Origin of the sequence: Curtobacterium sp. NPDC087082, assembly GCF_044745045.1 — a bacterium.
Lineage (GTDB): Bacteria > Actinomycetota > Actinomycetes > Actinomycetales > Microbacteriaceae > Curtobacterium.
The window spans coordinates 190,324-215,802 of the sequence record NZ_JBIUZN010000001.1; the positions used below are offsets into that span (position 1 = coordinate 190,324).

Annotated in this window: 21 protein-coding genes; 12 read left to right on the forward strand and 9 right to left on the reverse strand. The window is 70.6% G+C overall.

Translation table 11 applies throughout. From position 1 onward, the window contains the following. From ACIPEP_RS00825 to ACIPEP_RS00840, 4 genes are all read left to right on the forward strand, one after another. The coding region (locus ACIPEP_RS00825) for a hypothetical protein (protein ID WP_402716192.1) at nt 1–386 on the forward strand (386 nt) is incomplete at its 5' end. A 131-nt stretch (nt 387–517) separates the two neighbouring features. Then, nucleotides 518–970 (forward strand): DUF3060 domain-containing protein, encoded by a 453-nt coding sequence (locus tag ACIPEP_RS00830; protein ID WP_402716193.1) that lies wholly within the window; start codon nt 518–520, stop codon nt 968–970. 74 nt (nt 971–1,044) lie between these two features. Further along, the gene (locus ACIPEP_RS00835; protein ID WP_402716194.1) at nt 1,045–2,334 is read left to right on the forward strand and encodes a lipopolysaccharide biosynthesis protein; all 1,290 of its coding nucleotides are present in this window, start codon (nt 1,045–1,047) and stop codon (nt 2,332–2,334) included. A gap of 9 nt (nt 2,335–2,343) precedes the next feature. Beyond that, nucleotides 2,344–3,240, forward strand: coding sequence for an ankyrin repeat domain-containing protein (locus ACIPEP_RS00840; protein ID WP_402716195.1), 897 nt, complete (start codon nt 2,344–2,346; stop codon nt 3,238–3,240). A gap of 62 nt (nt 3,241–3,302) precedes the next feature. Here ACIPEP_RS00840 and ACIPEP_RS00845 read toward each other — a convergent pair whose 3' ends face one another. From ACIPEP_RS00845 to ACIPEP_RS00875, 7 genes are all read right to left on the reverse strand, one after another. After that, nucleotides 3,303–4,490, reverse strand: coding sequence for a glycoside hydrolase family 1 protein (locus tag ACIPEP_RS00845; RefSeq protein WP_402716686.1), 1,188 nt, complete (start codon nt 4,488–4,490; stop codon nt 3,303–3,305). A gap of 8 nt (nt 4,491–4,498) precedes the next feature. After that, a complete protein-coding gene (locus tag ACIPEP_RS00850) occupies nt 4,499–5,371 on the reverse strand; it encodes an alpha/beta fold hydrolase (RefSeq protein ID WP_402716196.1) in 873 nt (290 codons plus the stop codon). Then, nucleotides 5,368–7,152 (reverse strand): ABC transporter ATP-binding protein, encoded by a 1,785-nt coding sequence (locus ACIPEP_RS00855; RefSeq protein WP_402716197.1) that lies wholly within the window; start codon nt 7,150–7,152, stop codon nt 5,368–5,370. The genes ACIPEP_RS00850 and ACIPEP_RS00855 overlap by 4 nt, the downstream gene beginning before the upstream one ends. Beyond that, complete coding sequence (locus ACIPEP_RS00860; RefSeq protein WP_070417090.1) at nt 7,149–8,081, reverse strand: ABC transporter permease; 933 nt, start codon at nt 8,079–8,081, stop codon at nt 7,149–7,151. The genes ACIPEP_RS00855 and ACIPEP_RS00860 overlap by 4 nt, the downstream gene beginning before the upstream one ends. Continuing rightward, a complete protein-coding gene (locus tag ACIPEP_RS00865) occupies nt 8,078–9,058 on the reverse strand; it encodes an ABC transporter permease (protein WP_070417091.1) in 981 nt (326 codons plus the stop codon). The genes ACIPEP_RS00860 and ACIPEP_RS00865 overlap by 4 nt, the downstream gene beginning before the upstream one ends. Next, nucleotides 9,055–10,785, reverse strand: coding sequence for an ABC transporter substrate-binding protein (locus ACIPEP_RS00870; RefSeq protein ID WP_402716198.1), 1,731 nt, complete (start codon nt 10,783–10,785; stop codon nt 9,055–9,057). Before ACIPEP_RS00870 ends, ACIPEP_RS00865 begins: the two co-directional genes overlap by 4 nt. 262 nt (nt 10,786–11,047) lie before the next feature. After that, the gene (locus tag ACIPEP_RS00875) at nt 11,048–12,154 is read right to left on the reverse strand and encodes a LacI family DNA-binding transcriptional regulator (RefSeq protein WP_070417092.1); all 1,107 of its coding nucleotides are present in this window, start codon (nt 12,152–12,154) and stop codon (nt 11,048–11,050) included. A 208-nt stretch (nt 12,155–12,362) separates the two neighbouring features. On the opposite strand from ACIPEP_RS00875, the gene ACIPEP_RS00880 reads away from it, so the two are divergent. Beyond that, on the forward strand, nt 12,363–12,518 hold the full coding sequence (locus ACIPEP_RS00880; RefSeq protein ID WP_156794780.1) for a hypothetical protein: 156 nt from the start codon (nt 12,363–12,365) through the stop codon (nt 12,516–12,518). 81 nt (nt 12,519–12,599) lie between these two features. On the opposite strand, the gene ACIPEP_RS00885 is transcribed toward ACIPEP_RS00880, so the two are convergent. Continuing rightward, nucleotides 12,600–13,301 (reverse strand): GntR family transcriptional regulator, encoded by a 702-nt coding sequence (locus ACIPEP_RS00885; protein ID WP_254790679.1) that lies wholly within the window; start codon nt 13,299–13,301, stop codon nt 12,600–12,602. 107 nt (nt 13,302–13,408) lie between these two features. Between ACIPEP_RS00885 and ACIPEP_RS00890 the strand changes: the two genes are divergently transcribed. From ACIPEP_RS00890 to ACIPEP_RS00900, 3 genes are all read left to right on the forward strand, one after another. Next, on the forward strand, nt 13,409–14,554 hold the full coding sequence (locus ACIPEP_RS00890; protein ID WP_229085922.1) for an MFS transporter: 1,146 nt from the start codon (nt 13,409–13,411) through the stop codon (nt 14,552–14,554). A 129-nt stretch (nt 14,555–14,683) separates the two neighbouring features. Further along, a complete protein-coding gene (locus ACIPEP_RS00895; RefSeq protein WP_402716199.1) occupies nt 14,684–16,156 on the forward strand; it encodes an O-antigen ligase family protein in 1,473 nt (490 codons plus the stop codon). After that, entirely contained in the window at nt 16,153–17,577 is a 1,425-nt protein-coding gene (locus tag ACIPEP_RS00900) for a polysaccharide biosynthesis tyrosine autokinase (RefSeq protein ID WP_402716200.1), read from the forward strand. The genes ACIPEP_RS00895 and ACIPEP_RS00900 overlap by 4 nt, the downstream gene beginning before the upstream one ends. An 81-nt stretch (nt 17,578–17,658) precedes the next feature. Here ACIPEP_RS00900 and ACIPEP_RS00905 read toward each other — a convergent pair whose 3' ends face one another. Further along, entirely contained in the window at nt 17,659–18,822 is a 1,164-nt protein-coding gene (locus ACIPEP_RS00905) for a Vms1/Ankzf1 family peptidyl-tRNA hydrolase (RefSeq protein WP_092384694.1), read from the reverse strand. A 193-nt stretch (nt 18,823–19,015) separates the two neighbouring features. Between ACIPEP_RS00905 and ACIPEP_RS00910 the strand changes: the two genes are divergently transcribed. From ACIPEP_RS00910 to ACIPEP_RS00925, 4 genes are read left to right on the forward strand one after another with little or no spacing between them, the layout of a single operon-like run. Beyond that, nucleotides 19,016–20,380, forward strand: a complete 1,365-nt coding sequence (locus ACIPEP_RS00910; protein ID WP_071303434.1) for an extracellular solute-binding protein — start codon at nt 19,016–19,018, stop codon at nt 20,378–20,380. Further along, a complete protein-coding gene (locus ACIPEP_RS00915; RefSeq protein WP_071294396.1) occupies nt 20,377–21,474 on the forward strand; it encodes a carbohydrate ABC transporter permease in 1,098 nt (365 codons plus the stop codon). Before ACIPEP_RS00910 ends, ACIPEP_RS00915 begins: the two co-directional genes overlap by 4 nt. Further along, complete coding sequence (locus ACIPEP_RS00920; protein ID WP_092384698.1) at nt 21,471–22,406, forward strand: carbohydrate ABC transporter permease; 936 nt, start codon at nt 21,471–21,473, stop codon at nt 22,404–22,406. The genes ACIPEP_RS00915 and ACIPEP_RS00920 overlap by 4 nt, the downstream gene beginning before the upstream one ends. Continuing rightward, nucleotides 22,403–25,417, forward strand: coding sequence for a glycoside hydrolase family 2 TIM barrel-domain containing protein (locus ACIPEP_RS00925; RefSeq protein WP_402716201.1), 3,015 nt, complete (start codon nt 22,403–22,405; stop codon nt 25,415–25,417). Before ACIPEP_RS00920 ends, ACIPEP_RS00925 begins: the two co-directional genes overlap by 4 nt. Nucleotides 25,418–25,479: the final 62 nt, after the last annotated feature.

Here is a 25,479-nt window from a genome sequence, read left to right on the forward strand (position 1 = left end):
GGTCCGGCATCGGCACGATGTCCGCCGGCGAGCGCGACGTCATCCTGCAGTTCAAGGAACCCGGCAGCCGCGACAAGCAGACCATCACCCGCACCCTCGAGGTCCGAGAGCGCACCGTCGTCGACTTCGCGCTGACCAGCCCGACCCCGGGCAGCACCGTCGGCACCGCCTTCGAGTTCCGCGGCGACGCCACCACCGACACCATCGTCAACGTGATCCGACCCAACGGATCCGGCGTCATCATGGACAACGTCGAAGCCAACGGCAAGGGCAAGTGGTCCGGCACCGCCACCCTCGAACCCGGCCGCACCCACACCGTCCGCCTCCAGTACAAGGAGCCCGGCAAGAACAAGGTCACGATGGACTTCCAGCTCACCGTCCCCTGACCCGACAACACCACCCCGAACAGCCCCGACACCACCCAGGTGCCGGGGCTGTTCCCGTTCGCCCTTTCATCATCGCAACCGTCATGCTAATATTTCATGTACCGGGAAGTCCGGCTCTCGAAGGGAACCCCATGAAGAAGCTCCTCACCGCGACCCTCTCCGCCGCCGCGCTCGTCACGCTCCTGGCGGGCTGCTCCACCGCCGAGCAGAACGACGCCGCGAAGTCCCCGGCACCGACGACGATCGTCGAGACCGAGGAACAGCTCCGGGCGGCCGACACGACGGGCGCGTACGACAAGCTCAACAACTGCGTCGACGGCATGCTCACCGTGATCGACGCCGCGAAGGCCAAGGACGCACTCGCCAAGGGCTGCGAGACCGTCCGCATCGTTGAGTCCGGCGCCACCATGACGCTCGGCCCGGTCGAGCACCTCTCGGTGGAGGGTGCGGACAACACGATCACCGCGTCGACCATCGGCGAGATCGCCGTCGACGGCGAGGAGAACTCGGTCTCCTACACGGGCGAGGACCCCGAGCACCTCGACGACTGGGTCGTCAAGGGCACCGAGATCACCAAGAAGTAGCACCCACGACCGCCCCGGCCCCGAACGGACCGGGGCGGTCGCACGTCCGAGCCGACCAGGAACCGAGGAACACGATGCCCCGCACCGAACGCCACGCCGTCGCGTTCTCGACCCTCGGGAACGCCGTCGCACCGATCGCAGCGCTCGCCACCGCCCCCGTCCTGGCGCACGCGCTCCAGGCCGAGGGTCGTGGTCTGGTCGCAGCGGCCACCGCCCCGCTGCTGCTCGCGGTGGCGCTCGGCTCCCTCGGGCTCCCGGCGGCGCTCAACCACTGGATCGCCCGGCACCCGGGCATCACCCGGCCGGCGTTCCTCCTCAGCGCCGTCATCAGCGCCGCGGCGGGGGCCGGCCTCACGGTCGTGCTGGCCCTGCTCGGGCCGACGCTCGCCGGCGGGCACGAGACCCTCGGCCGACTCATCCTGCTCGCAGCCCTCGCACTCGTGCCGAACCTGCTCGCGGCGCTCCTCCAGTCGGTCGCCGCCGGGCACCACGCCTGGCGCCTCATCGCGATCGAACGGCTCGTCACGCAGGGGTCCCGCCTCGCGGTCATCGGCGGGCTCGCACTCGCGGGGACGCTCACGGTCGAGTTCGCCGTCGTCGCGATCGCCGCGAGCCCGGTGCTCGGCGCCTGCTGCTACCTCGGCCTCCTGCGGGGAGCGAGCAACCAGACCGGGTCCTCCGCCCAGAGCGCGCAGGCACTCGACGCCCGGGTCCTCGTGTCGTACGGCGGCCGGGTCTGGTTCGGCGCGCTGTCCGGCATCCTCCTCAGCCGGCTCGACCAGACCCTGATGGTCCCGCTCGCCGGCGCGGTCGCGCTCGGGCTGTACGCGGTGGCGGTCAACATCGCGGACGTGCCGCTCATCGTGGCGAACGCCGTGCGCGAGGTCTCGTTCAGCGACCAGAGCGCGTCGAACGACCCGGCGGCGCTCGCACGGTCGTCCCGGCTGACCACGGCCGCGGTGACGCTCGCCTCGATCTCGATCGGCCTCGCGATGCCCCTCGCCGTCCCGCTGCTGTTCGGGGCCGACTTCCGCGAGGCCGTCCCGGTCGCAGCGATCCTCCTGCTCGGACTGGTCCTCGGGTCGCCGGGGTCGCTCGCAGGCGTCGGCCTGGCAGCGGCGGGTCGGCCCGGTCTGCGGAGCGTCTCCCTCGCGGTCGCCGCGGTGTGCAGTGCCGTCGCACTCGTCCTCCTCGCTCCAGTGCTCGGCGCGCTCGGTGCCGCGCTCGCGACCTGCCTCGGCAACGTGGTGTCGGCCGGCGGCAACCTGGTGTTCCTCCGACGGCTCACCGGGCAGCCCGTCTCGGCGTTCTTCGGCCTCCGCCGCAGCGACCTCCGCGCGGTGCGGGCCCTGCTCTCCCGGTAGGCTCGCACCGTGCGATGGAGTCGAGTGGGCTGGCCCGCCGTCGGGTACGTCTCCCTCGAGGACGTCGACGGCTACCCCGAGCACCTCGCACGCCTGGTGACCGACGCCCCGCCGTCCGTGGCCGCCCTCGCGTCCGTCACGTGGAGCGAGTCCCGCATCCAGAGCTGGCGCATCGAGGAGGCCGGCCGCCACGGTGACGCCGGCGTCGACGCGACACCGACCCACACCGTCCACGCCGTGTTCGTCGTCCGCAACGACGAGGTGCTCGACACCCCGGACGGCCTCTGGCGCCGGTGGAACCACGCGCGGGTGTCCCTCCGCTTCGACCGTGCCGTCCTCGATCCGTCCGACACGGAGGCGCTCGACCTGCTGGCCGGTGACGTCCACGTCTCCCGCGGCGAGATCGCACACGTGGACGCCGACGTCTGGGAACTGCGCCTGCTCGTCTCCCCCACCGGCGAGCTCGCGATCCACTTCCGCGACGTCGTGATCGAGGTGCGGCCGGTCGCCGAAGAGGACTGGGCAGCGCTTGAGGCACGCCCTGCCCACGGCTGGCACGGCCCGGTCCCGGACGGCTGGGTCGAGTGGGCGACCCCGGCGGTGCGGGCTGCGGCGCACGGAGACGTCGGCGGCCTCTCGCTGGCGCTCGACGGCATCGGTCAGGACCCCGCCGGCATCGACGAGGTGGACCCGCGGTGGGGATTCGCGCCGCTGCACGCGGCCGTCTGGTTCGACAACCGCGGCACGACCGAGGCACTGCTCGAACGCGGTGCGGACGTCCGGGTCGAGGACGCCGAGGGGCGCACCGCGATGGACATCGCCCAGGAGCGCGGCTCACGCCGGGCGGAGGAGATCCTTCTGGCCTGGTTCGACCGGCCGGCGCACGAGCCGCCCCAAGGCGACTGACGACGGACGGGAGGCGCGGTCCCAGCTGGCACCGCGCCTCCCGTCCGCCCTCCGGCTGGGTCTCAGACCGTGAGCGCGTTGGCGGCGGCGACCCGCCCGTACCACCGCGCCGAGTCCTTCGGCGTCCGGGCGAACGTCACCGGGTCCCACGACACGAGCCCGAACGTCGGGCGGAAGCCCGACGCCCACTCGTAGTTGTCGAGCAGCGACCAGTGCTGGTAGCCGAGGACCTCGATACCGTCCTCGATGCACGCGTGGATCCCCTCGAGGGCGCCCTGCGTGTAGGCCACCCGGCGGGAGTCGTCGGCGGTGGCGATCCCGTTCTCGGTGATCATGAGCGGCACGTGCCCGGAGAGCTCCCACGCGCTGCGGAGCCCGTCGGCCGAGGCCTCGGGGTAGAACTCCCACCCGGTCAGGGTCGTCTCGACGTCGTCGGCCACCGGGAGCGGACCCGACGGTCCGATGAAGGTGCGGGTGTAGGCCTGCACGCCCAGGAAGTCGTCGCCGGCGGCGTTCTCGAGGTACCAGTCGTCGCGCGGGTACCCGTACTCGCGGAGCATCTCATCGGCGCCGGGCTCCCCGTTCGACCGGAACGCCTGCGTCGCGATGGTCCAGCCGGACTGCAGGCCGGACACCTGCGACAGGATCTCCCGCGAGCGCTTGTGCGAGGCGAGCAGTGCGTCGGCGACCCCGAGGTCCGGGTTCGGCAGGCCGTAGGCGACCAGGTTCGCCGCGTCCTCACCGCCGGCGAGCATCGCCGCGATGTTCGGCTCGTTGATCGTGCAGACGTAGCGGACGCCGTCCTGCACGACGGGGAGCGCAGCCTCGGTGTACCGCGCGAAGAGGTCGGCGGCGTCGGGGGCGCGCCAGAAGCCGTCGCGTTCGAACCAGCGCGGCACGGTGAAGTGCATGAGCGTGACGATCGGTTCGATGCCGAACTCGTGGCAGGTCTCGACCATGCGGCGGTAGTGGTCGATCTCGGCGCGGCTGACGAACCCGCGCTCGGGTTCGATCCGCGCCCACTCGATGCTGAACCGGTAGGAGTTCAGTCCGAGGTCGGCCGCGATGCGGATGTCCTCGCGGTACCGGTGGTAGCTGTCGGCGGCGTCACCCGAGGGCTCGACGATGGTGGTGTCGGGCTCGTGCTCGTGCACCCACCAGTTGCTGTTGACGTTGTTGCCCTCGATCTGGTGCGCGGCGGTGGCGGCACCCCAGAGGAAGCCCTTCGGGAACTGCAGCGTGGTGATGATCGTGCCTTTCAGTGCTGTGACAGGAAGCGGTCGAAGGTGTGGAGCGTCGCCGACGGGTTCTCGACCTGCGGGCCGTGGTAGCTCTCCGGGATGACCTCGTAGGCGGCGCCGGTGTCCTCCGCCATCTGCCGCTGCCAGGGGATCGGCCAGGCGCCGTCCCACTCGCCGTGGGTCACGAGCACCGGGAGCCCGGTGGCGCGGAGTGCGGCGGAGGAGTCGGTGTGGTCCTCGAGGATGTGCCCGCCGGCGACGACGCTCGCGGGGTCGTGCGCGTCGAAGCGGTCGCGGACGAACCGGGGGTCGTCGGGGAGTTCCTCGGCGGGCCGGTACGCCCAGAGCGGGTTGGTGGAGTCGAACAGCTGGCGGAGGTTGCCGCCGGTGTCGTGCAGGATCGTCAGCTCGGCGACCTTGCGGTAGGGCCAGCCGTACGGTCCGGAGCAGAACTGCACCAGGTCGCGGAAGGCGCTCGGGTCGGCGATGGCCGCCTCGCGGACGATCACGCCGCCGAGCGAGTGGCCGATGAGGTGCACGGGAGCGCCGTCGTCGAGCAGCCGTGCGACCCGGACGACGTCGGCGGCCTCTTCCGCCAGCGTGTAGCCGGACGGCCCCGATGCGCGCGCCGAATCGGCCTGGCCGCGGCGGCTGATCGCCACCGCGGTCCAGCCGGCGTCCCGGAGGAGCGGCATGAACGTGCGCCAGTCCTCCTTCGAGCCGGTGTACCCGGGGACGACGAGGACGGTGCCCTTCGACGGCCCGGGAGGCACGACGCGGTATGCGGTGAGTCGGCCGACGGGGAGGTCGATGCCGACGACGTCGACGCCCTCGGGGGTGGGCAGGTGGCCGAACGGCGGAACGGACGGGAAGTCGCGGAGCGTGCTCATGCCAGCAGCGCCCGTCGTGGGTTCGGCACCGCGTCGAGCAGCGCCACCGTGTAGTCGTCCTGCGGGTGCTGCAGCACCTCGGCCGTGCGACCCCGTTCGACCACGGCGCCGTCGTGCAGCACCATGATGTCGTCCGTGATGAGGCGCGCACTGAGCAGGTCGTGGGTGATGTAGAGGAGCGAGACGCCCCACTGCTCGCGGAGGTCCTCGAGCAGGGCGAGCACCCCGGCACGGAGCGTCACGTCGAGCATCGAGACCGGCTCGTCGGCGATGATCACCTGCGGGTCGGACGCGAGCGCCCGGGCGATGACCACGCGCTGGCGCTGGCCACCCGACAGCTGGTGCGGGAGCTTCTGCGCGAACTGCTCCACCGGGGTCAGGCCCACGGTCTCGAGCAGCTCGAGCACGCGCTTCCGGGCATCGCGCCCGCGCAGGTTCGTGTAGTTCGCGACGGGGCGGGACAGCGTGTACTCGACCGTGTGCAGCGGGTTGAGCGCGGCGTAGGGATCCTGGAACACCATCTGCACCTCGGAGCGGAGGTCCTTCAGCCCCCGTCTCCCGAGCTTCGCCACGTCCGTGTCGCCGAACCGGACCGTGCCGGTCGTCGGCTTCTCGACGCCGGTCAGCATCTTCGCGATCGTCGACTTGCCCGAACCGGACTGGCCGACGAGGGCGAGCGACTGCCCGGGTTCGAGGGTGAACGACACGTCGCGCACCGCCTGCACCGGCTGCTCGCCGCGTCGGGGTGCCGGGTAGGTCTTGACGAGGTGGTCGACCACGATCGGGTTGCGGGCGGCGCTGCGCTCGCGGGAGCCGACCGTGCTGAACGACGTCGTGGTCTCCTGGCGGGTGGCCGACGGGTCGCGCTGCGACCGGTCCGGGAAGCCCGGCAGGCTCACGACCTCGGCACGCGGGTCGGCGTAGTGCGACAGCAGCATCTGCGTGTACTCGTCCTGCGGGTCGCGGAGGATCTCCTTCGAGCCGCCGTCCTCGACGATGCGGCCCTCGTGCATGACGAGCACGCGCTCGGTCGCCTCGAGGACGATGCCGAGGTCGTGGCTGATCAGGATGGCCGTGAAGCCCTCGGACTGCTGCAGCTCGATGATGGTGTCCATCACGGCGTGCTGCACGAGGACGTCGAGCGCGGTGGTCGGCTCGTCGAACACCATGAGCTGCGGCTCGAGCGAGAGCGCCAGGGCGATCGACACGCGCTGCCGCATGCCGCCGGACAGCTCTCCCGGGTACCGGGCGAGCATGGCGGTGGGGAGCTTCACCTTCTCGATGAGCTCCTTCATCCGGGCGTCCCAGCGATCACGCGACACGTGGCCGTGGGCCTTGAAGATGTCGATGAAGTGGTTGCGGATGGTCCGCACCGGGTTGAGCGCGTTCATGCCGGACTGCAGCACCATCGCGAACCCGCCCTGGCGCTGCTGCCGGAGGGCTTCCTCGTCGAGGTCGCGGATGTCGTGGCCGCCGAAGAAGATGTTGCCGCCGTTGGTCCGAGCCGGCGGCTTCTGCAGCCGGGTCAGCGCGTAGCCGAGGGTCGACTTGCCGGAACCCGACTCCCCGACCAGGCCGACGAACTCGCCCTTCCGCAGCTGGAAGGACACGTGGTCGACCGCCTGGACGGCCTCCTGGCCGGCCGATTCGTACACGACCGACAGGTCGCGGACGTCGAGCAGCACGTCCTGCGCGGCGCTCGTGGTGTCGGACGGGAGGCGCGTGGCGGCGCCGTCCCGCGCCTCCAGGCCGTCGATCGGTTCGGAACGCGAGCCGCTCATGCGGTGGCCTCCTTGCGCTTGCGACGCGCGCCTTCGCGCAGTCGCGGGTTGGACACGGCGTCGACGCCGAAGTTGATCAGGGTCAGGCTCATCGCGAGGAGTGCGATGCAGAGACCCGGGGCGAACAGCAGGATCCACTGACCGGTCAGCAGGGCGTTCGAGTTCTGCGCCCAGTAGAGGATCGTGCCCCAGCTCACGATGGACGAGTCGCCGAGTCCGAGGAACTCGAGGCCCGCCTCGGCGAGGATCGCGCTCGTGGCCGCGCCGAAGAACGAGCCGACGATGAGGCTCGTCATGTTCGGCAGGATCTCGCGGAACACGATGCGCGTCGCGCCGTCGCCGGAGAACTGGGCCGCGGTCACGAAGTCACGACCGCGGAGGGACTGCGTCTGGCTGCGCAGGACGCGCGCGCCCCAGGCCCAGCCGGTGACCACGATCACCGCGATGATGACCGCGATGCCGCCGTTCTGCAGGTACGCGGCGATGACGATCATGAGCGGCAGGCCGGGGATGACGAGGAAGAGGTTCACGATGAACCCGATGACCTCGGCGATCCACCCGCGGACGTAGCCCCAGCTCAGGCCGATCGCGACGGCGACGAGCGTGGACAGCAACCCCGCGACGGCACCGACGAGCACGGAGATCCGGGCGCCGTAGATGATCTGCGACAGGACGTCCTCGCCGGCGGCGGTCGTGCCCATCCAGTGCGCGCCGGTGGCGTCGGCGCTCCGGGCGAACCCGTTCTGGCTCGCGCCGTACGGGGCGAGGAGCGGGGCGAAGATCGCCACGATCACGAAGACGGCGAGGATGATGATGCCGATCCGGGCCTTGGTGTTGCTCCAGACGACGCCGAACTGGCGGGCGGCGGCTCGGAGTTTGCTCGGGGCGGTGGGTTCTTCTGCTTGCGTGCGAACTGCGATCGTGGTCATCGGCGCGTCCTCGGGTCCAGGACGCCGTAGAGGACGTCCACGATGAAGTTGGCGATGAGCACCGACACGGTGATCATCAGGAAGAGGGCCTGCATGAGCGGGTAGTCCTGCCCGATCACGGCGTTGAACAGCAGGTAGCCGATGCCCGGGTAGCCGAACACCTGCTCGACCAGGACCGAACCGCCGACCACACCGCCGAGTGCCAGACCGAAGCCGGTCAGGTTCGGCAGGATCGCGTTGCGGGCCGCGTACCGGATCGCCACGGTGCGACCGCGGAGACCGTTCGCCTCGGCGAAGGTCACGTAGTCGTCACCGAGGGTGTTGATCATGGCGTTGCGCATGCCGATGATCCAGCCGCCGAGGCTCGTCACGAGGATCGTGATCGCCGGCAGGACCGCGTGCTGCAGGGCGTCCCCGAGGAACGCACCGTTCAGGCCCGGGGTCGTCGTCGCGGAGTAGGCGCCCGTGGTCGGGAACCAGTGCAGGACGTAGCCAAGGAAGAACAGCAGCAGGAGCGCCGTCCAGAAGTACGGGAACGTCGACATGAACGAGCCCGACAGCGTCGGCAGCGAGTCCAGCCAGGTGCCGCGCTTCCAGGCCGCGCCGACACCGATCAGGGTGCCGAGCACGAACGCGAGGATCGTCACGACGCCGACGAGGATCAGCGTGTACGGCAGGGCCTGGGCGACGAGGTCCCCGACGGGCTGCGGGTAGAACGTGTAGCTCGTGCCGAAGTCGAGGGTGATGACCTGGTGCAGGTAGCTGACGTACTGGTCCCAGAGGTTGCCGCTCGGGACGCCGAGCTGGGCCTCGATGGCCTTCTTGGTGGCGTCGGTGACCGGGCCGTTCTGGCTGAGCTTCGCGAGGGCGGCGTCGGTCGGGCTGCCGGGCATGAGTCGCGGGAGCACGAAGTTCAGCGTGACCGCGGCCCAGAGGGTCAGGACGAAGAGGACGAGTTTCTGGAGGATGTACTTCACTTCTGGTCCTCTTCGGCCTTGATGATCGCCCGGCCGGCTGCGCTGTCGCGGAGCCGCAGCTTCGAGAAGATGAGCAGCGGTGCCGAGTCGTAGTTCTGCGGCGCCATGTACGGGTCCTCGGCGCTGGGCCAGCCGACGAACTTGCCGGTGTTGAACAGGCCCCAGAGTCCGCCGTAGTACATGCCGATCACGGGCAGGTCGTCGTACACGATCTCCTGCAGCTGGTTCAGGATCTCCTGCTGCTTCGCGGTGTCCGTCGTCGCCTTGTACTCGTCGAGGAGCTTCTGCGTGTCGGCGTTCTGGTACCGCTCGAAGTTGTTCACCGTCGACTTGCCGACCGGCTGGTAGAAGTCGCTGCTGAGCAAGGAGTTGAACGCCTGGTAGACGTCACCGTTGCCCATGCCGCCCATCGCCATGTCGAACTGTCCGTTGTTGATGTTCGACTGGTAACCGGCGGGCTGCGGTGCCTGGATCGACACCTTGATGCCGATGGCCGTCAGGTTGCGCTGCACGGTCTGCGCGGCGCGGAGCCAGTCCGAGTAGCCGTTCGCGGTCATGATCGTGATGGACAGCTGCTTGCCGTCCTTCATGATCTTGCCGTCCTGCTCGGTCCAGCCGGACTTCGCGAACGCCTGCTTCGCGGCGTCGACGTCCTGCGCGACCATGCCCTGGTCGGGGATGTCCGGGTTGAGGTACTTCTCCTGGTTCGGCAGGATCAGGCCGGTCTGGCCCGCCGCCGCCAGGTTGCCCTCGGACGCGGTCTCGGCGATGTCGTCACGGTCCAGGGCGAGGGAGATGCCCTTCCGGACGTTGACGTCGTTGTACGGCGCCTTCGTCAGGTTCGGGATGAGACCGATGACGCCGCCTGCCGGGAACCACCACGTGTTCGTCTTCGACGCCGCTCCCCAGGTGCCCTTCACGTCGGAGATGAAGGAGTACGCCCAGTCGTAGCCGCGCGTGACGGTGTCGAGCTGCGTGTTCGTCGCCGGGAGGATCAGGTGCTTGATGGCGATCTTGTCGGCCTGCCAGTACTTCGGGTTCTTGTCCATCGAGTACTGCTGGTCGGTGTAGTTGCCGAGCACGAACGGACCGGTCCCCACGGGGTTCGGGTCACGCCACGTCGTCGGGTCCTTCACGCCGCCGTAGTGCTTCTCACCGAGGATGTACGTCGCACCGATGATGTTGAGGCTCGGCACGTCGTCGCCCTTGAGGTGGAAGACGACGTGGCCGTCCGTGCTCTCGATGCTGTCGATGTGCTGCCAGGCGCCCTTGACGTCCATCGCCGGGAACTTCTTGAGCAGGTCGAACGTGAAGACGACGTCCTTCGCGCTGAACGGCGAGCCGTCCGACCACTCGACGCCCTTGCGGATCGTCATGTCGATCGTGCGCGCGTCCGGCTGCTCCCAGCTGCTCGCGAGCCACGGGGTGCCCTTGCCGTCGAGGGGGTTGATCTCGATGAGCGGCTCGTACATCCACTTGCTCGCCGTGCGGGCGTTCGCGATGTACGGGTTGAAGTTGCGGTCGAACAGCGGGTTGCCGTGGTCCGCGTTGATGAGCATCGTGTCCTTGCCGATGCTCGGGTCCGGCTGGGACCGGACCTGGATGCTGCAGCCGGTGGCCGCGAGGGCCACGACCGCGATGCCGGCGATGGCCGCGATGAGGCGGCCTCTCCGTCCCCGGCGGGTGCCCGGGGTGCGCGCTGGGACGCGCTGTGGGGGAAGCGTCATTGCTCGGTCGACCTCCGTGTCGAGTCGGTACGGAGACAATGTATGCGCTTACATCGCGTCGCGCAACCGGGCGGGTTGTTTCGCGGGGCGGCACGTGTGGGCGCGGTCCGGACCGCAGTGTGCGAGGTTCCGACCAGCGTGCGGGGGCGCGAGCCTCCCACGGTGCGCGGAACCTCGCACACTGCGGCGACGCGGCGACGCGGGAGCTCGCTGCGGCGACACGGCGACGCGGGACCTCGCACACCGGCGCAGCCGCCACTGCCTACAGCGCTGGCGGGCAGCTCTCGCGCAGGAGCACCTCGACCGGCAGGCGCATCGCCCGCGGCGGCCCCTCGCGGCGCTCCAGCCGGTCCACGATCGCCCGCACCGCCGCGCGCCCGAGCTCCCCCATCGGCTGGTGCACGGTGGTCAGGCGCGGCGACGAGAACCGACCCGCGTCGATGCCGTCGAAGCCCGTCACGACGAGGTCCTCCGGCACCCGCACACCACGCGCCCCCGCGGCGTCGAGCACCCCGAGCGCCGACTGGTCGTTCGAGCAGACGATCGCCCGCGGGACGGCGTCCCCGTCGAGCAGCTGGGCCGCGAGCTCCCGGGCCCGCGCACGCCCGAAGTCGCCGTGCACGACACGCACCGACGATGCCGGCACCCCGTGGTCCTCGAGCGCCTGGCGGAACCCCGCGGAGCGTTCGATGTCGTCCGGCGAGTCGATCGGCCCCGCCAGGTACACGAGCGACGACCGGATGCCGAGCCGCCCGATGACGTGCGCGCCGAGCGTCCGCATGCCCGCGGCGTTGTCCACGCTCACCGAGTCGAACCCGTGCGAGCGCCGGTCGTCGGCGAGCACCACGACCGGGATCCGTCGGGCGACGTGTTCGAGCAGGTCGTCCGGCACCGTCTGGGCGAGGACCGCGAGACCGTCGACCCGGCCGGCGACGTCGTTCACGATGACGTCCCGCGAGGACCCACGCCCCGCGGCCACCATCAGCGCCAGACCCCGCTGCCAGGCCTCGGTCTCGGCGCCGCGCAGGACCTCGTCGAAGTACAGGTTGGACGAGAACGGCTGCGTCACGTGCCGCCGGTCGTCGACGACCCGCACGCCGCCGTCCGTGACGAGGTCGGGGCGTTCGTCCGGCACGACGTCGAACCCGGGCAGCAGCAGTCCGACCACGCCGGTGCGCTTGCCCGCGAGGGCCCGCGCGTTCCCGGAGGGGACGTACCCGAGCGTCCGGATCGCCGCCTGGACCCGGTCGCGCGTGCCCTCGCGGACGGCGTCCGGCGTGCGGAGCACGCGGGAGACGGTGGCGATGGAGACACCCGCCGCGGAGGCCACGTCGTAGACCGTGGGAGGTGCGGTGCGCTGCTCGGCCAAGCCCGTCCCTCCTGTCCGACGTCCGCTGGTGTCGTGCCGCGAGCCGCGCGGCCGGACCATCCTAGGCATGGTGCCAGCCGGGACTTTCCCACATGTGACGGAAACCCCTTGCGCGATCCGGACAGCGCGCGCGACACTGTCACGACCTCAGCACGTCCCGTGAGGAAGCGCACCAACGACGGTGCCCACACACACAGGAGAAGACGCGATGTCCCAATCGACGCGGTCCGGCAGCAAGAGCGCGATCCGGCTCACCACCGACGAGGCCGAGGTGCGCGACGCGCTGCTCGACCACTCCGACGGCGGCAACGCCTGGATCTTCGACCAGATCGACGCGGCCGAGGACGCGGCGACGAAACCGTAGCGGCCTTCCCGGAGGCGCGGTGCGGGTCCGCCCCGCACTGCGCCCTCCGCAGGTGGGCGCGTCCACGGCACGGCCGTCGCGTCAGCGCTCGGTGCTGCCCACGATCGCCATGCCGGCGCCCCGCAGACGCCGGCGCTCCTGCGCGATCCACGCCAGCAGCCGGTCGTTCGTGCCGGCGACGTGCGCCGCGAGCAGCTCGGCCGCGCGGTCCGCGTCCCCGGAGCGCACGGCGTCGATGATGGCGCTGTGCTCCTCCCACGCGGCGTCGCGGGCCTCGGGCGTGCGCACCTCGATCCAGCGCGTGCGCTCCAGACGGGTGAGTGCGTCGGCGATGGCGTCGGTGATGAACCGGTTGCCGCCGAGCGCGGCGAGGTCGAGGTGGAACGTCGAGCCCATCCGGATGCCGGCCTGCTGGTCGGGCGTCGGCCGGAGGGTGTCGAGGTGGCCGCGGACCTCGGCGAGTTGCTCCTCGGACGCGCGTGCCACCGCGAGCCGGGCGGCTGCGGGTTCGAGGACGCCGCGGAGTTCCGCGAGCGAGGCGATCTCGTCGAGGTCGATCGGGGTGACCGTCCACGAGCGACCCTCGTGCAGGATGAGCCCTTCGCGTTCGAGCCGCGACAGGGCTGCGCGCACGGGGGTCCGTGAGGCGTGGAACCGCGCCTCGAGCCCCCGCTCGGAGATGCGCTCCCCCGGGGCGATCTCGAGCGTGAGGATCGCGGCTCGGAGGTTGTCGTAGAGCTGGCTCGTCTGCGACACGGGCGCTGCATCGGTCGTCTCGGTCACGGCGATCCAGCCTAGCGGCGATCCGGACCGGATGGTATACCGTAATGGTATACCAATCCGTTCCACACTGAAACGATCTCGTGACCACCACCTCCCGCGCCTGGACGATGCTCGGCCTCGGCGTCGCCGCCCAGGCAGCCGGCACCCTCGTGGTGTCCGCCCCCGCGCTGCTCATCCCGTACCTGCACGCCCACGGCACGACGCTCACCCTCGCCGGGCTCCTGGCCGCCGCACCGACGTTCGGCATGGTCCTGACGCTCATCGCCTGGGGTGCGATCACCGACCGCGTCGGCGAGCGCGTCGTCATCGCGGGCGGGCTCGTGCTCACGACCCTCGCGGTCGTCGGGGCCTGGCTGGCAGCGGGCGACCCGGTGCTGCTCGGCCTGGCGTTCCTCGCCGCCGGCATGACGAGCGCCTCGACGAACGCCGCGAGCGGTCGGGTCGTGGTGGGGTGGTTCCCGAAGGAGCGGCGCGGCCTCGCGATGGGCATCCGGCAGATGTCGCAGCCGCTCGGGGTGACGCTCGCGGCCGTCACGGTCCCGCAGCTCGCCGAGGCGGACGGCATCCGCGCGGCCCTCGTCCTGCCCGTCGTCCTGTGCGCCGTGCTCGCCGTGCTGTGCGCGATCGGCATCGCGAACCCGCCCCGCCCCGCGCGTGCGGACGCCCCGGTGGAGCACGTCGCGAACCCGTACCGGGCGAACGGGTTCCTGTGGCGGATCCACGCGGTGTCGGTCCTGCTCGTCGTGCCGCAGTTCACGCTGTCCACGTACGGCCTGGTGTGGCTCGTCGGCCTCGGCTGGTCGACCCCGGCCGCGGGACTGCTCGTCGGGGCGTCGCAGTTCGTCGGCGCCGTCGGGAGGATCCTCGTCGGCGCCTGGAGCGACCGCGCCGCCTCGCGCGTCGGCCCGCTGCGGATCGTCGCGGTGAGCGCCGCCGTGGTGATGGGACTGCTGGCGGTGGTGGACGCCACGCACCTCGCCGCCGCCGCTGTGTTCCTCGTCGTCGCCACGAGCGTCACCGTCGCGGACAACGGGCTCGCGTACACGTCGGTGGCCGAGGCCGCGGGGCCGTTCTGGTCGGGACGGGCGCTCGGGGCGCAGAACACCGGGCAGTTCATCGCGGCGAGCGCCGTGGGCCCCGGGGTCGGCGCGCTCGTCGGGGCGCTCGGGTTCGCGGCGTCGTTCTCGATCGTGGGGGTGCTGCCGCTGCTGGCGCTGCCGCTGGTGCCCCGGCGCGATCGTTCCCACGACTGACCAGGGCCGCGCTTCCTGGCAAGATTCTGCTAACACTTGATATGTCACTATTCCACAAGCGTGATGCTCGGTATCGTGTGATGTACCAGCAGACCACTCGGGTCGGCTGCGACGACATCCGGAGCCGACATGACGACACTCGCCACGCGCAGTGACCGTCGACCCCGTTCCGGTGCTCACACTCGTCCGAACCTCGCGGGCGAGACCGCAGTGGTGCTCGGGCTGGTCGTCCTCCTCATCGGGGCCGTCCTGGCGTCGTCGGGCTTCTCCGTCGTCACGCAGCTCGCGGTCGTCGGCGCCACCCTCGTCGTCGCCCTGACGATCCCGGCGGTGTTCAAGGCCCGCCGTGGTGCCGACCTCACGCCGTTCCTCCTCGCACCGATCGTCCTGTCGGCCTTCCAGAACGTGTACCTCCTGCCGGTCGTGCCGGACATGGACCCTGCGGCGTTCCCGGTGATCATCATCATCAACTTCGTGGACGCCGTCCTGCTCCTCGGGGTCCTCGCCGTCACCCGGTCCCGGACGGGGACGCACCCGCTCGTGCGGGTCACGGCCGTGTGCCTCGGGATCACGACCGCCTGGGGCTGGGCGAGCGCGCTCGTGTTCGGCGCCGAGATGGTCGCCACGCTGTCTGCGTTCCGCAACGTCGTGACACCGCTGGTCTTCCTGCTCCTCGGACTGCTCGCCGCGCGGTCGACCCGTCCCACCGTCTTCGCGACCGGTGTGGTCGCCGTCGCGGCGGTGACGATCGCGTTCGGGTTCTGGGAGCTCAACAGCACGTCCTTCTGGCAGGACGCCGGCATCCGACCACTGTGGAACGCGAAGACCCTCGGGATCCGGGACAGCACCGGACTCCCGGGCAACTTCTTCTCGTCGGAGCTGTTCGACGGGCTGCCTGCTCGACGGATGGTCTCCTCGTTCGCCGACCCGGTCCACTTCGGAACGTTCCTGTTCGTCGCGTTCGCTGCGGCGGTCTGGCTCCGCCGGTGGATCATCGCCGGCTTCTGCGTGGCCGCGGCGTCGTACGCGGTGAGCAAGGGCTTCCTCCTCAGCACCCTCGTGTTCGTCGCGGTGTGGGCACGGACCTACGCCAACCCGGTGGTCCAGGCGCTCGCGGTCATTGCGGCCCTCGGCACTGCCGTGTGGTTCTACACGTTCGCGGCGGAGAGCTCGACGGGGAGCACCGACGTCCACATCGACGGGTTCCTCGCGGCGTTCACCGAGCTGCCGGGCCACCCGATCGGCCGGGGGCTCGGCAACTCGGGCGTCCGTCGGGCGGCGACGGCGGAGTACGCCGATCGGAGCGACGTGTCGGAGTCCGGCATCGGCGTCATCATCTCCCAGCTCGGCGTCATCGGCCTGGTGGTGTTCGGCGTCTTCTTCGTCGCGCTGGTCCGTGCTGCGAGCAGCGTCACGGAACGGAACGCCCGGCTCGTGGCGGTCGGGCTGACCCTCGCGTTCCTCCTGAACGCCACGTTCAACGAGGTGGCGCTCAGCCCGAACTCCGCCGCCGCCTACTTCATCCTCATCGGCCTGGTCATCGGATCCGACCACCTCCGCCGCCAGTCCGACCCGATCGAACAGGGGACCCCATGGAAATGACCGACATCCTCCAGATGCTGCGCCGCGGAGCGTGGATCCTCGCGCTGACGACGCTCCTCGGGCTCGCCGGCGGCCAGGCGTACACCGCGACGTCCGATCCGGTCTACCGCGCGGCCACCAAGCTCTACCTGGCGGTCCAGACCGGGGAGACGAACGCCGCCGGTCTGAGCCAGGGTTCGGTCGCGGCACAGACGAAGGTGAACTCCTACCTCCCGATCGTGACGAGTGAGATCGTGCTGGAGCAGGTGATCCGTGACGAAGGCCTGGACATGACGGTCGGTGCCCTCGGCGCCCGCGTGACCGCTTCCGCCGCGCGGGGGTCCAACGTGGTCGACATCGCGGTGACGGGCAACGACCCGACGGAAGCCGCCCACCTGACCACAGCGATCGCCGATCGGTTCAGTGCGACGGTCGTGGAGCTCGAGCAGCCGCTCGCAGACGGCTCGAGCCCGGTCAAGGTCAGTGTGCTGCTGAACGCCGCGGTGCCGCTCACGCCGTTCGAGCCGCGGCCGACCTACAACCTCGCGCTCGGCGGCATCAGCGGCCTGGTGCTCGGCTTGGCGATCGTCTTCGCCCGCGGCATGCTCGACACCCGCATCCGGGCCGCGTCCGAGATCGAGCAGTTGGACCTCCCGCTCCTCGGCGGCCTCGGGTTCAACCCGGACCACGCGAAGACCCCGCTCGTCGTGACCGGCGATGCCCGGAGTCCGCTCGCCGAAGCCTTCCGCGACCTCCGCACGAACATCGCGTACTCGTCGAGCGGGAACGAGACCCCGGTGATCATGATGACGTCGGCGATGCCGTCCGAGGGCAAGACGACGTCGATCACGAACCTCGCGATCTCCACCGCCGAGAGCGACGCCCGGGTCCTGCTCATCGACGCGGACCTCCGCCGCCCGCGGATCGCGGACGTGCTCGGCATCGAGGGCGCCGCGGGCCTCTCCGACATCCTCGTCGGTCGCGCGGAGCCCGACGACGTCATCCAGCGCTGGGGAACGGGCAGCCTGGACGTGCTCCCGGCCGGCCGGATCCCCCCGAACCCGAGCGAGCTGCTCGGCTCGGAGTCCATGCGGCAGCTGCTCGCGCTCTTCGCCGACGCGTACGACATCGTCCTGATCGACGCGCCGCCGACACTCCCGGTCACCGACGCCGCCGTGCTGAGCGGCATGGTCAGCGGCGTCGTGTTCGCCGCGGCGGCCAAGCAGACCCGTCGTCCGTCGCTGACCTCGGCCGTCGAGCGCCTGACGAGCATCGACGCGAAGGTCCTCGGCGTCGTGGTCACGAAGATCCGGTCGCGGAACCGCCGGGACTTCAGCTACGGCGGCTACGGGTACGGGTACGGCTACGGCTCGTACGAGCCCCGGACCGCCGCGCTCACCCTGCCGGCCCAGGAGGGCGGGCGTCGCGCCCGCACGTCCTGACCGGGACACTTCGTGTGCAGAAATGGTCGGGTGCCCTCTCGGGACCCGACCACTTCTGCTCACCAAGCGGTGCTCACCGCATCACGCGGGGACGGCCGGCCCCACCGGCCACCGCAGCAACGCCGCCGCCGCGACCCCGCCCGGCAGCGACGCCGCGTTGACGAGCACGAGCTCCGCGTCCGTCAGCACCGCCGCACGCACGAGCGCGCACACCGCCGGCACCGCTCCGATGACGGGCGTCCCGGCAGCCTGTTCCGGTGCCGTCGCCACCCACGGGGCACCGGCGAGCGCGAGGAGCGTCCGCTCCCCGACCGCCACGGCGTCGAGCGCGACGACCGATCCCTGCGCCTGCTGCAGCGCCCCGACGACTGCTCCGAGCCCGGTCACCGCGAGGTTGTCGCCCCGACCGACGTGGGTGCGGAGCAGGTCCTCGAGGTCGTGGCGTCGGGTGGCGACGACCCGGGCGAGCGCGGTCTCGACGTGCTCGACGAACGCCTGCTTCGACGAGGCGTCGGCGCGGGGGTCGCCCGGGAAGACTGAGGTCAGCGCACGGGTCTCCGACGACAGCGCCTTCACGAGGAGCTCCCGCGCGGTGACGTCCCCGGCGACCACGACCAGTCCGGGTCGGAGTGTCCGGACGGCCTCGTCCACGGCGGCGGCGGTCTCCGACGAGTTCTGCTTCCAGATCTCCTCGGTGTGCTGCTGCCAGTGCGGCTGCTTCCACCCGGTCCCGGCCTTGGCGTAGTGCAGGGTGTCGTTGCGCCCCTGGACCTGCTGCTCACCGCCGGTCGCGTCGAGCGGCGCGTGGCCGAGTCGGTAGGCACGGAAGGCTCCGCCCTCCTTGCCGGCGTGCACCACCAGGAACGGCAGGTCGACGGGCCGGTGGGCGACGAGCGGCACGAGGTCGGGGACGGCACCGACGCCGACCGACTCCGCGCCGTGCAGGTGGCCGGGCAGGACCTCGCTCAGCACGAGCGCACCGTCGTGGACCAGCACGTACCGGGTGACGGGCGAGGGGACGCCGGGTTCCTGCTCGAACTCGCCGGCGACGAGGTCGACCACGTCGTCGGTCGCACCCTGCGCACGGAGGGCCTCCTCGACCGCACGCAGCTTCAGTGCCGCCTGCCGTCGGGGGTCCTCCACGTTGCCGGAGACGTCGGCGTACGCCCAGGCCCAGGTCCCACCGCCCTCCAGCCGCTGTCCCAGGATCCCGTGCAGTTCGCTCGTCGCGTTGGTCGACGTCATGGCAGCTCCTCTCGGACGGATGCCGGGGCTGTCACGGACCCCGACGTTTCGTGTTGGCCCACACTCCACCCCGACGGGGCACGGTGTTCCACGTCCGGAGGGAACGTCCAGAGTCTTCGTGAAAGTACAGCTGCGCTCGGTTTTGTGGTTGGGTTGGAGGCATCCCGCTCGACGACGAACCGGAGTCCCGGCAATGACGCCTCCACCGAACCGACGGCCCATCTCCCGACGACAACTGCTGGGCTTCGGCCTCGGCGCGGCCGCGACCGGACTGCTCGCCGGCTGCGCGGTGCCGGGGTCGACCAACGTGAACAAGGCGGCGCTGATCCCCGCCGCAGCGAGCGGGCAGAAGGTCGAACTGACGTACTGGGCCTGGCTCAAGGACCTGCAGAAGGTCTGCGACGTCTGGAACAAGACGCACCCGGACATCCAGGTGACCGCGAACTGGATCCCGGGCGGCAACAGCGGCGGGTACCAGAAGATGTACTCCGCGCTCGCGGCCGGTGGTGGCCCGGACATCGGGCAGGTCGAGCTCCGCCAGATCCCCGAGTTCATGCTCGCCAACGGCCTGGTCGACCTCGCCCGCTACGGCGCGAAGGACTTCGAGTCGAAGTACGACGACGCCGCCTGGGCGCAGGTCTCGTTCGTGGACGGCATCTACGGCATCCCCCAGGACACCGGCCCCATGGGGTTCTACTACCAGACGGCGCTCCTGGAGCAGGCCGGCGGCGAACCCCCGACGACGTGGGACGAGTGGCGCGACCTCGCCGAGAAGGTCCGGAAGACCGGCGCGCAGAACTACCTCGAGGTCTTCCCGGTCTCGGACGCCTCCCCCTTCGCCGCGTACGCGCAGCAGGCCGGCGCCCGGTGGTTCAAGGTCGACGGCGACGAGTGGGTCGTCGACATGACCGACGAGAAGACCCTGATGGTCGCCGAGTTCTTCGACGGCGTCATCGACGACAAGCTCGTCGACACGAGCGCCGGCGCGTACTCCCCCGGCTGGTACGCCTCGGCTGCGAGCGGCAAGATCGCGGCCGTCACGAGCGCGAGCTGGGGCGACGCCCTCATCGAGTCCGTCCAGGGCGGCGAGGGCAAGTGGAAGGTCGCACCCATGCAGAAGTGGGGCGACACCGGGTTCGGGTCGAGCGCGATCGGCGGTTCGACGGCCGCGGTGCTCGCCAACGCGAAGCACCCGAAGGAAGCGCTCGAGTTCATCACGTGGATGACCACCTCGAAGGAGGGCATCGACGCGATGATCAAGTACTGCGGCATCGGGTGGTCGCCCGCGAAGGACTACATCGGGGCGCAGCGCGAGCAGCCGAGCAAGTGGTTCTCCGGGCAGAACTACAACGAGGACGTCTTCGTCCCTGCCGCCAAGGAGCAGAACGTCGAGTGGTCCTGGTCGCCCGTGACGCAGTCGGCGTTCACGAGTCTGCAGAACCAGTTCCGCCGCAAGCTCACGAGTGGGCTGAAGCTCACCGACGCGGTGGAGCTCGCCCAGAAGGAGATCGTCCAGTCCTTCAAGGACAAGGGCCTCAGCGTGAGGACGGCACGATGACCACGACGCAGCCGAAGAACGGCTTCCGCACGAGCACGAAGGCCACGGTCGCCCAGAAGCGCGCCCCGTGGATCCTGCTCGCACCCTTCCTCGCCCTGTTCGTGCTGACGTTCATCATCCCGATCATCAGCGCGCTGTTCCAGTCGTTCACGACCGTCGACCGCGAGGGACTGTTCGGCGAGGACGGCGTCGTCGGCAGGTTCGCCGGGTTCGACAACTACGCGATCGCGCTGCAGGACGCCGGCTTCGTCGCCTCGATCGGTCGCATGCTGCTGTTCGGCATCGTGCAGGTCCCGGTGATGATCATCGCCTGCACGATCCTCGCGCTGCTGCTCGAGTCGGCGAGCGCCCGCTGGCCGGGCTTCTTCCGTGCGATCTACTTCATGCCGTACGGCGTCCCCGGCGTCATCGCGACGATCCTGTGGTCCTTCCTGTACGTACCGGGCCTGTCGCCGATCGTGTCGCTGCTGCAGGGGATCGGGCTCCAGCCAGACTTCCTCGGCGCGAACAGCGTGCTCTGGTCGATCGCGAACATCGTCACGTGGACGTACACCGGCTACAACATGCTCATCATCGTGGCGCAGCTGAAGTCCATCCCCGGCGAGGTCTACGAGGCCGCCAAGGTCGACGGCGCGAACGCGTTCCAGGTCGCGTGGCGGATCCAGATCCCCCTCATCGCGCCGGCACTCGTGCTCACGACGGTGTTCTCGATCATCGGCACGCTGCAGCTCTTCGCGGAGCCGCAGATCCTGTCCACGGTCGCCCCCGCGATCGACACCGAGTACACGCCGAACTACGCCGCCTACACGAACGCGTTCGCGTTCAACGAGTACGGCGTCGCGAGTGCGCAGGCGGTCATCATCGCGCTGGCAGCGTTCATCCTGTCGTTCGCGTTCCTCGCGTTGACGAACCGTCCGCCGAAGGACGAGCGGGATCGCCGCAAGCGGGCGAAGCGGGACGGCCAGGAGGCGCGGGTCGCGCTCCAGACGCGCGTCGCGTCGGCCGGGACGGTCACCACCCAGGCCGCACCGCACCTCCAGGGCCGCTCCGGTCCGGACCACGGCACCACAGTCACGAAGGGGGCGGACGCATGAGCAGCGAAGCCATCGAAGCGCCGGCCACCGCGAAGACCGCGGTCCCGGTGGACACCACGTCGATCTCGGCGCACCAGCGCCGCAAGCTCGACCGCTCCGGCAAGTCGCAGATCGTCGTGACGGGCATCCTCGTCATCGTCGCGATCTACTTCCTCGTCCCGCTGTACTGGGTGATCATCGCCGCGACGAAGACCACCGGCGCGCTGTTCGCCACGAACGGGTTCTGGTTCGGCGGCGACTTCGCGCTGTTCAGCAACCTCCAGCAGGTGTTCACGTACGACGGCGGCATCTTCGTCCGCTGGATCGCGAACAGCATCCTGTACTCGGGCGTCGGCGCCGTCCTCGCGACGTACTTCGCCGCGGCGGGTGGCTACGCGCTCGCGAAGTACGAGTTCCGGGGTCGGCAGCTCGTGTTCGGCACGATCCTCGGCGGCGTGCTCGTGCCGGGGACGGCGACGGCCCTGCCGCTGTTCCTGCTGTTCTCGACGCTGGGCCTGACCGACACGTACTGGAGCGTGCTCATCCCGAGCCTCGTCTCACCGTTCGGCCTGTTCCTCTGCCGGGTGTACGCCGCGGCGTCGGTGGACACGGCGCTCCTCGAGCAGGCACGCATCGACGGGGCCGGCGAGCTCCGGATCTTCCACACGATCGTGCTCCGGCAGATGACGCCGGCACTCGTCACCGTGTTCCTGTTCCAGGTCGTCGGCATCTGGAACAACTTCTTCCTGCCGCTCATCATGCTGGCCGACCAGAAGCTGTACCCGATCACACTGGGACTCAACAACTGGCGCTCGCAGGTGGACCGGCTGCCGGAGTTCTACCAGCTCACCACCGGCGGGGTGCTCGTCTCGGTCATCCCGCTCGTCATCGCCATCATCGTCCTGCAGCGCTTCTGGCGCGGGGGCCTCACGGAAGGATCGGTCAAGGGTTGACCATCGCCGCACTCTCCTCCACCGCCCCCGGTTCGGACACCCGGCTGGCCCCACGGGCCTGGCTGCACACGGACGCTCCCGCCCTGTCGTTGAGCGGGGAGTGGGACTTCCGGTGGTCGCCCGTCGCGGATGTGCCCGAACCGGGGCCGGAGGACGAGTGGGGCACGATCCCGGTGCCGGCGCACTGGGTGCTGCACGGGCACGGCGCGCCGAGCTACACGAACCTGCAGTACCCGTTCCCGATCGACCCGCCGCACCCGCCGGAGGAGAACCCGACCGGCGACTACCGCCGCACCTTCGACGTCCCGACGTCCTTCGACGCCGCGGCCCGGGTGCTGCTCCGGTTCGACGGTGTGGAGTCGCACTTCCGGGTGTGGGTGAACGGCGTCCTCATCGGATGGTCGACCGGGTCGCGGCTCGCGACGGAGTTCGACGTCACGTCCGTGCTGCGACCGGGGGCGAACGAGGTCCGCGTCCGGGTGCACCAGTGGTCGGCGGCCTCGTACCTCGAGGACCAGGACCAGTGGTGGCTGCCCGGGATCTTCCGCGACGTCACGCTGCTGGCGCGGCCGACCGCCCCGATCGACGACGTGTTCGTCCGCGCCGGGTGGACCGCCGTGCTCGGGAGTGCGGCGAGCGCCGGGACCGCGGCGTCCGGCCGACCGTCGACCGGTACGGGGACGATCTCGTTCCCGACCGTCGATGCGGCGTTCCCGGTGCGCTTCACGGTGCCCGCGCTCGGCGTCGACGTCTCGTGGGCGTCCGCCGACGAGGTCGGACCGATCACCGTCGAGGGTGTCGAGCCGTGGAGCGCCGAGCTCCCGACGCTGTACGACGCGACGCTGTCCACCGGGACCGCAGCCGGTGGGAGCGCCGGTGGTGAGACCGTGTCGCTGCGGCTCGGCTTCCGCACCGTGTCGATCGAGGGCGATCGGTTCCTGGTGAACGGCGAGCGCGTGGTGTTCCACGGCGTGAACCGGCACGAGACCCATCCCGTGCGCGGTCGGGTGTTCGACGAGGAGCACGCACGCGCGGACATGGCGCTCATGAAGCGGAACAACGTCAACGCCATCCGGACGTCGCACTACCCGCCCCACCCCCGCGTGCTCGACCTCGCCGACGAGCTGGGCTTCTGGGTGATCCTGGAGTGCGACCTCGAAACGCACGGGTTCATCTTCACCGGCTGGGTCGGCAACCCGTCGGACGACCCGGCCTGGCGCGAGGCGTACCTCGACCGCATCGCGCGGACCGTCGAGCGCGACAAGAACCACGCGTCGATCGTGATGTGGTCGCTCGGCAACGAGTCCGGGACCGGCCGCAACCTCGCCGCGATGTCGCAGTGGGTGCACGACCGCGACGACGAACGTCCGGTCCACTACGAGGGCGACTACACGGGTGCCTACACCGACGTGTACTCGCGCATGTACCCGTCGCTGCAGGAGACCGAGTCGATCGGCGGCGGTCCGGAAACGCCCCTGCTCGGCTGCGGCCCGGCCGAGGCGGCTCGCCAGCGGTCGAAGCCGTTCATCCACTGCGAGTACGTGCACGCGATGGGCAACGGACCCGGCCAGATCGCCGAGTACGAGGCCCTCGTGGACAAGTACCCGCGGCTGCACGGCGGGTTCGTGTGGGAGTGGCGGGACCACGGGCTGCTCGCGCACACCCCCGACGGACGGCCTTACTACGCGTACGGCGGCGACTTCCACGAGGTCGTCCACGACGGCAACTTCGTGATGGACGGCCTGGTGCTGCCCGACGACACCCCGACGCCGGGGCTGGCCGAGTTCGCGGCCGTCGTGGCGCCGATCCGGCTGTCCGCGTCGGACACCACCGTGCTCATCGAGAACCGGTACCACTCGGCCTCGACCGCGGGACTGCGGTTCCACTGGACGCTGTCCCGGAACGGCGTGGTGGAGCACGAGGGCCGGTTCACGCCGGGCGTCGTCGCGGCGCGGTCCTCCGCCACGGTGCCGGTGCCGGACGAGGTGCTCGAGGCCGCGACCGCGGCGCTCGCACCCGGTGACGAGCTGTGGTTCGACGTCACGGCGGAACTGGCGGGGCCGACCTCGTGGGCGGACACCGGCCACGTCCTGGCACGCACCCAGACGCTCGTCGCATCGCGCGAGGCGGACGTGCCACGGGCCTCCGGTCAGGGGTGGGACGGCGACCGACTCGGCGACGGGACGTTCTCGGCCCGCGGTGACCTGGTGTCCTGGAAGGGGCACGAGGTCGCCGGGCCGCGGCTCGAGCTGTGGCGCGCACCGACCGACAACGACAGTCTGGCGTCGCAGGGCGGGTACGAGACGGCCGACCCGGTGCTGACGCACGGCGTGGGCGACCCGGACGCTCCCCCGTCGGCCACACGCTGGCGGGAACGCGGGTTGGACCGGCTCACGCACCGGCTCGTGTCGGTGTCGCGGACGGACTCCGGGCTCGAGCAGCGGGTCCGCGTCGCGGCGGCGAACAGCGGGTGGGGCGTCGACGTCACGCACCGCTGGACCCTGACCGACGCCGGGCTGCTGCTGCAGACCGACGCGGTGCCGTTCGGCGCGTGGGACGTCACGTGGCCACGGATCGGGGTGCGGTTCGACCTACCAGCGCCCCTGGCCGACTCGGACGCGTCGTGGTTCGGCACGGGGCCGCTCGAGTCGTACGCGGACTCGTCGCACGCCGCCCGCGTCGGACGCTTCTCGGCACCGGTGCGGTCGCTCGGCGTCGAGTACTCGATGCCGCAGGAGACCGGGCACCGGCCGTCGCTGCGCGAGCTGTCGGTCGGGCCGTTCACCGTGTCGACCGTCGGCTCGCACCGTGCAGGGTTCACCCTGTCGCCGTGGACCGCGCAGCAGATCGGTCGCGCGATGCACCCGTACGAGCTGCCGGTGTCGGAGCACCTGTACCTGTACCTCGACGCCGCGCAGCACGGCCTGGGGTCGCGTGCGTGCGGCCTCGACGTGCTGCCGGAGCACCAGCTCTGGCCGCAGGCGTTCTCGTGGAGTGTCGTGCTCGGCTGAGTCCAGCCCGGAAGTCGTATATCTGATACATATTCCTTGCGCCTGCGTCGGGCGTCCGGAAG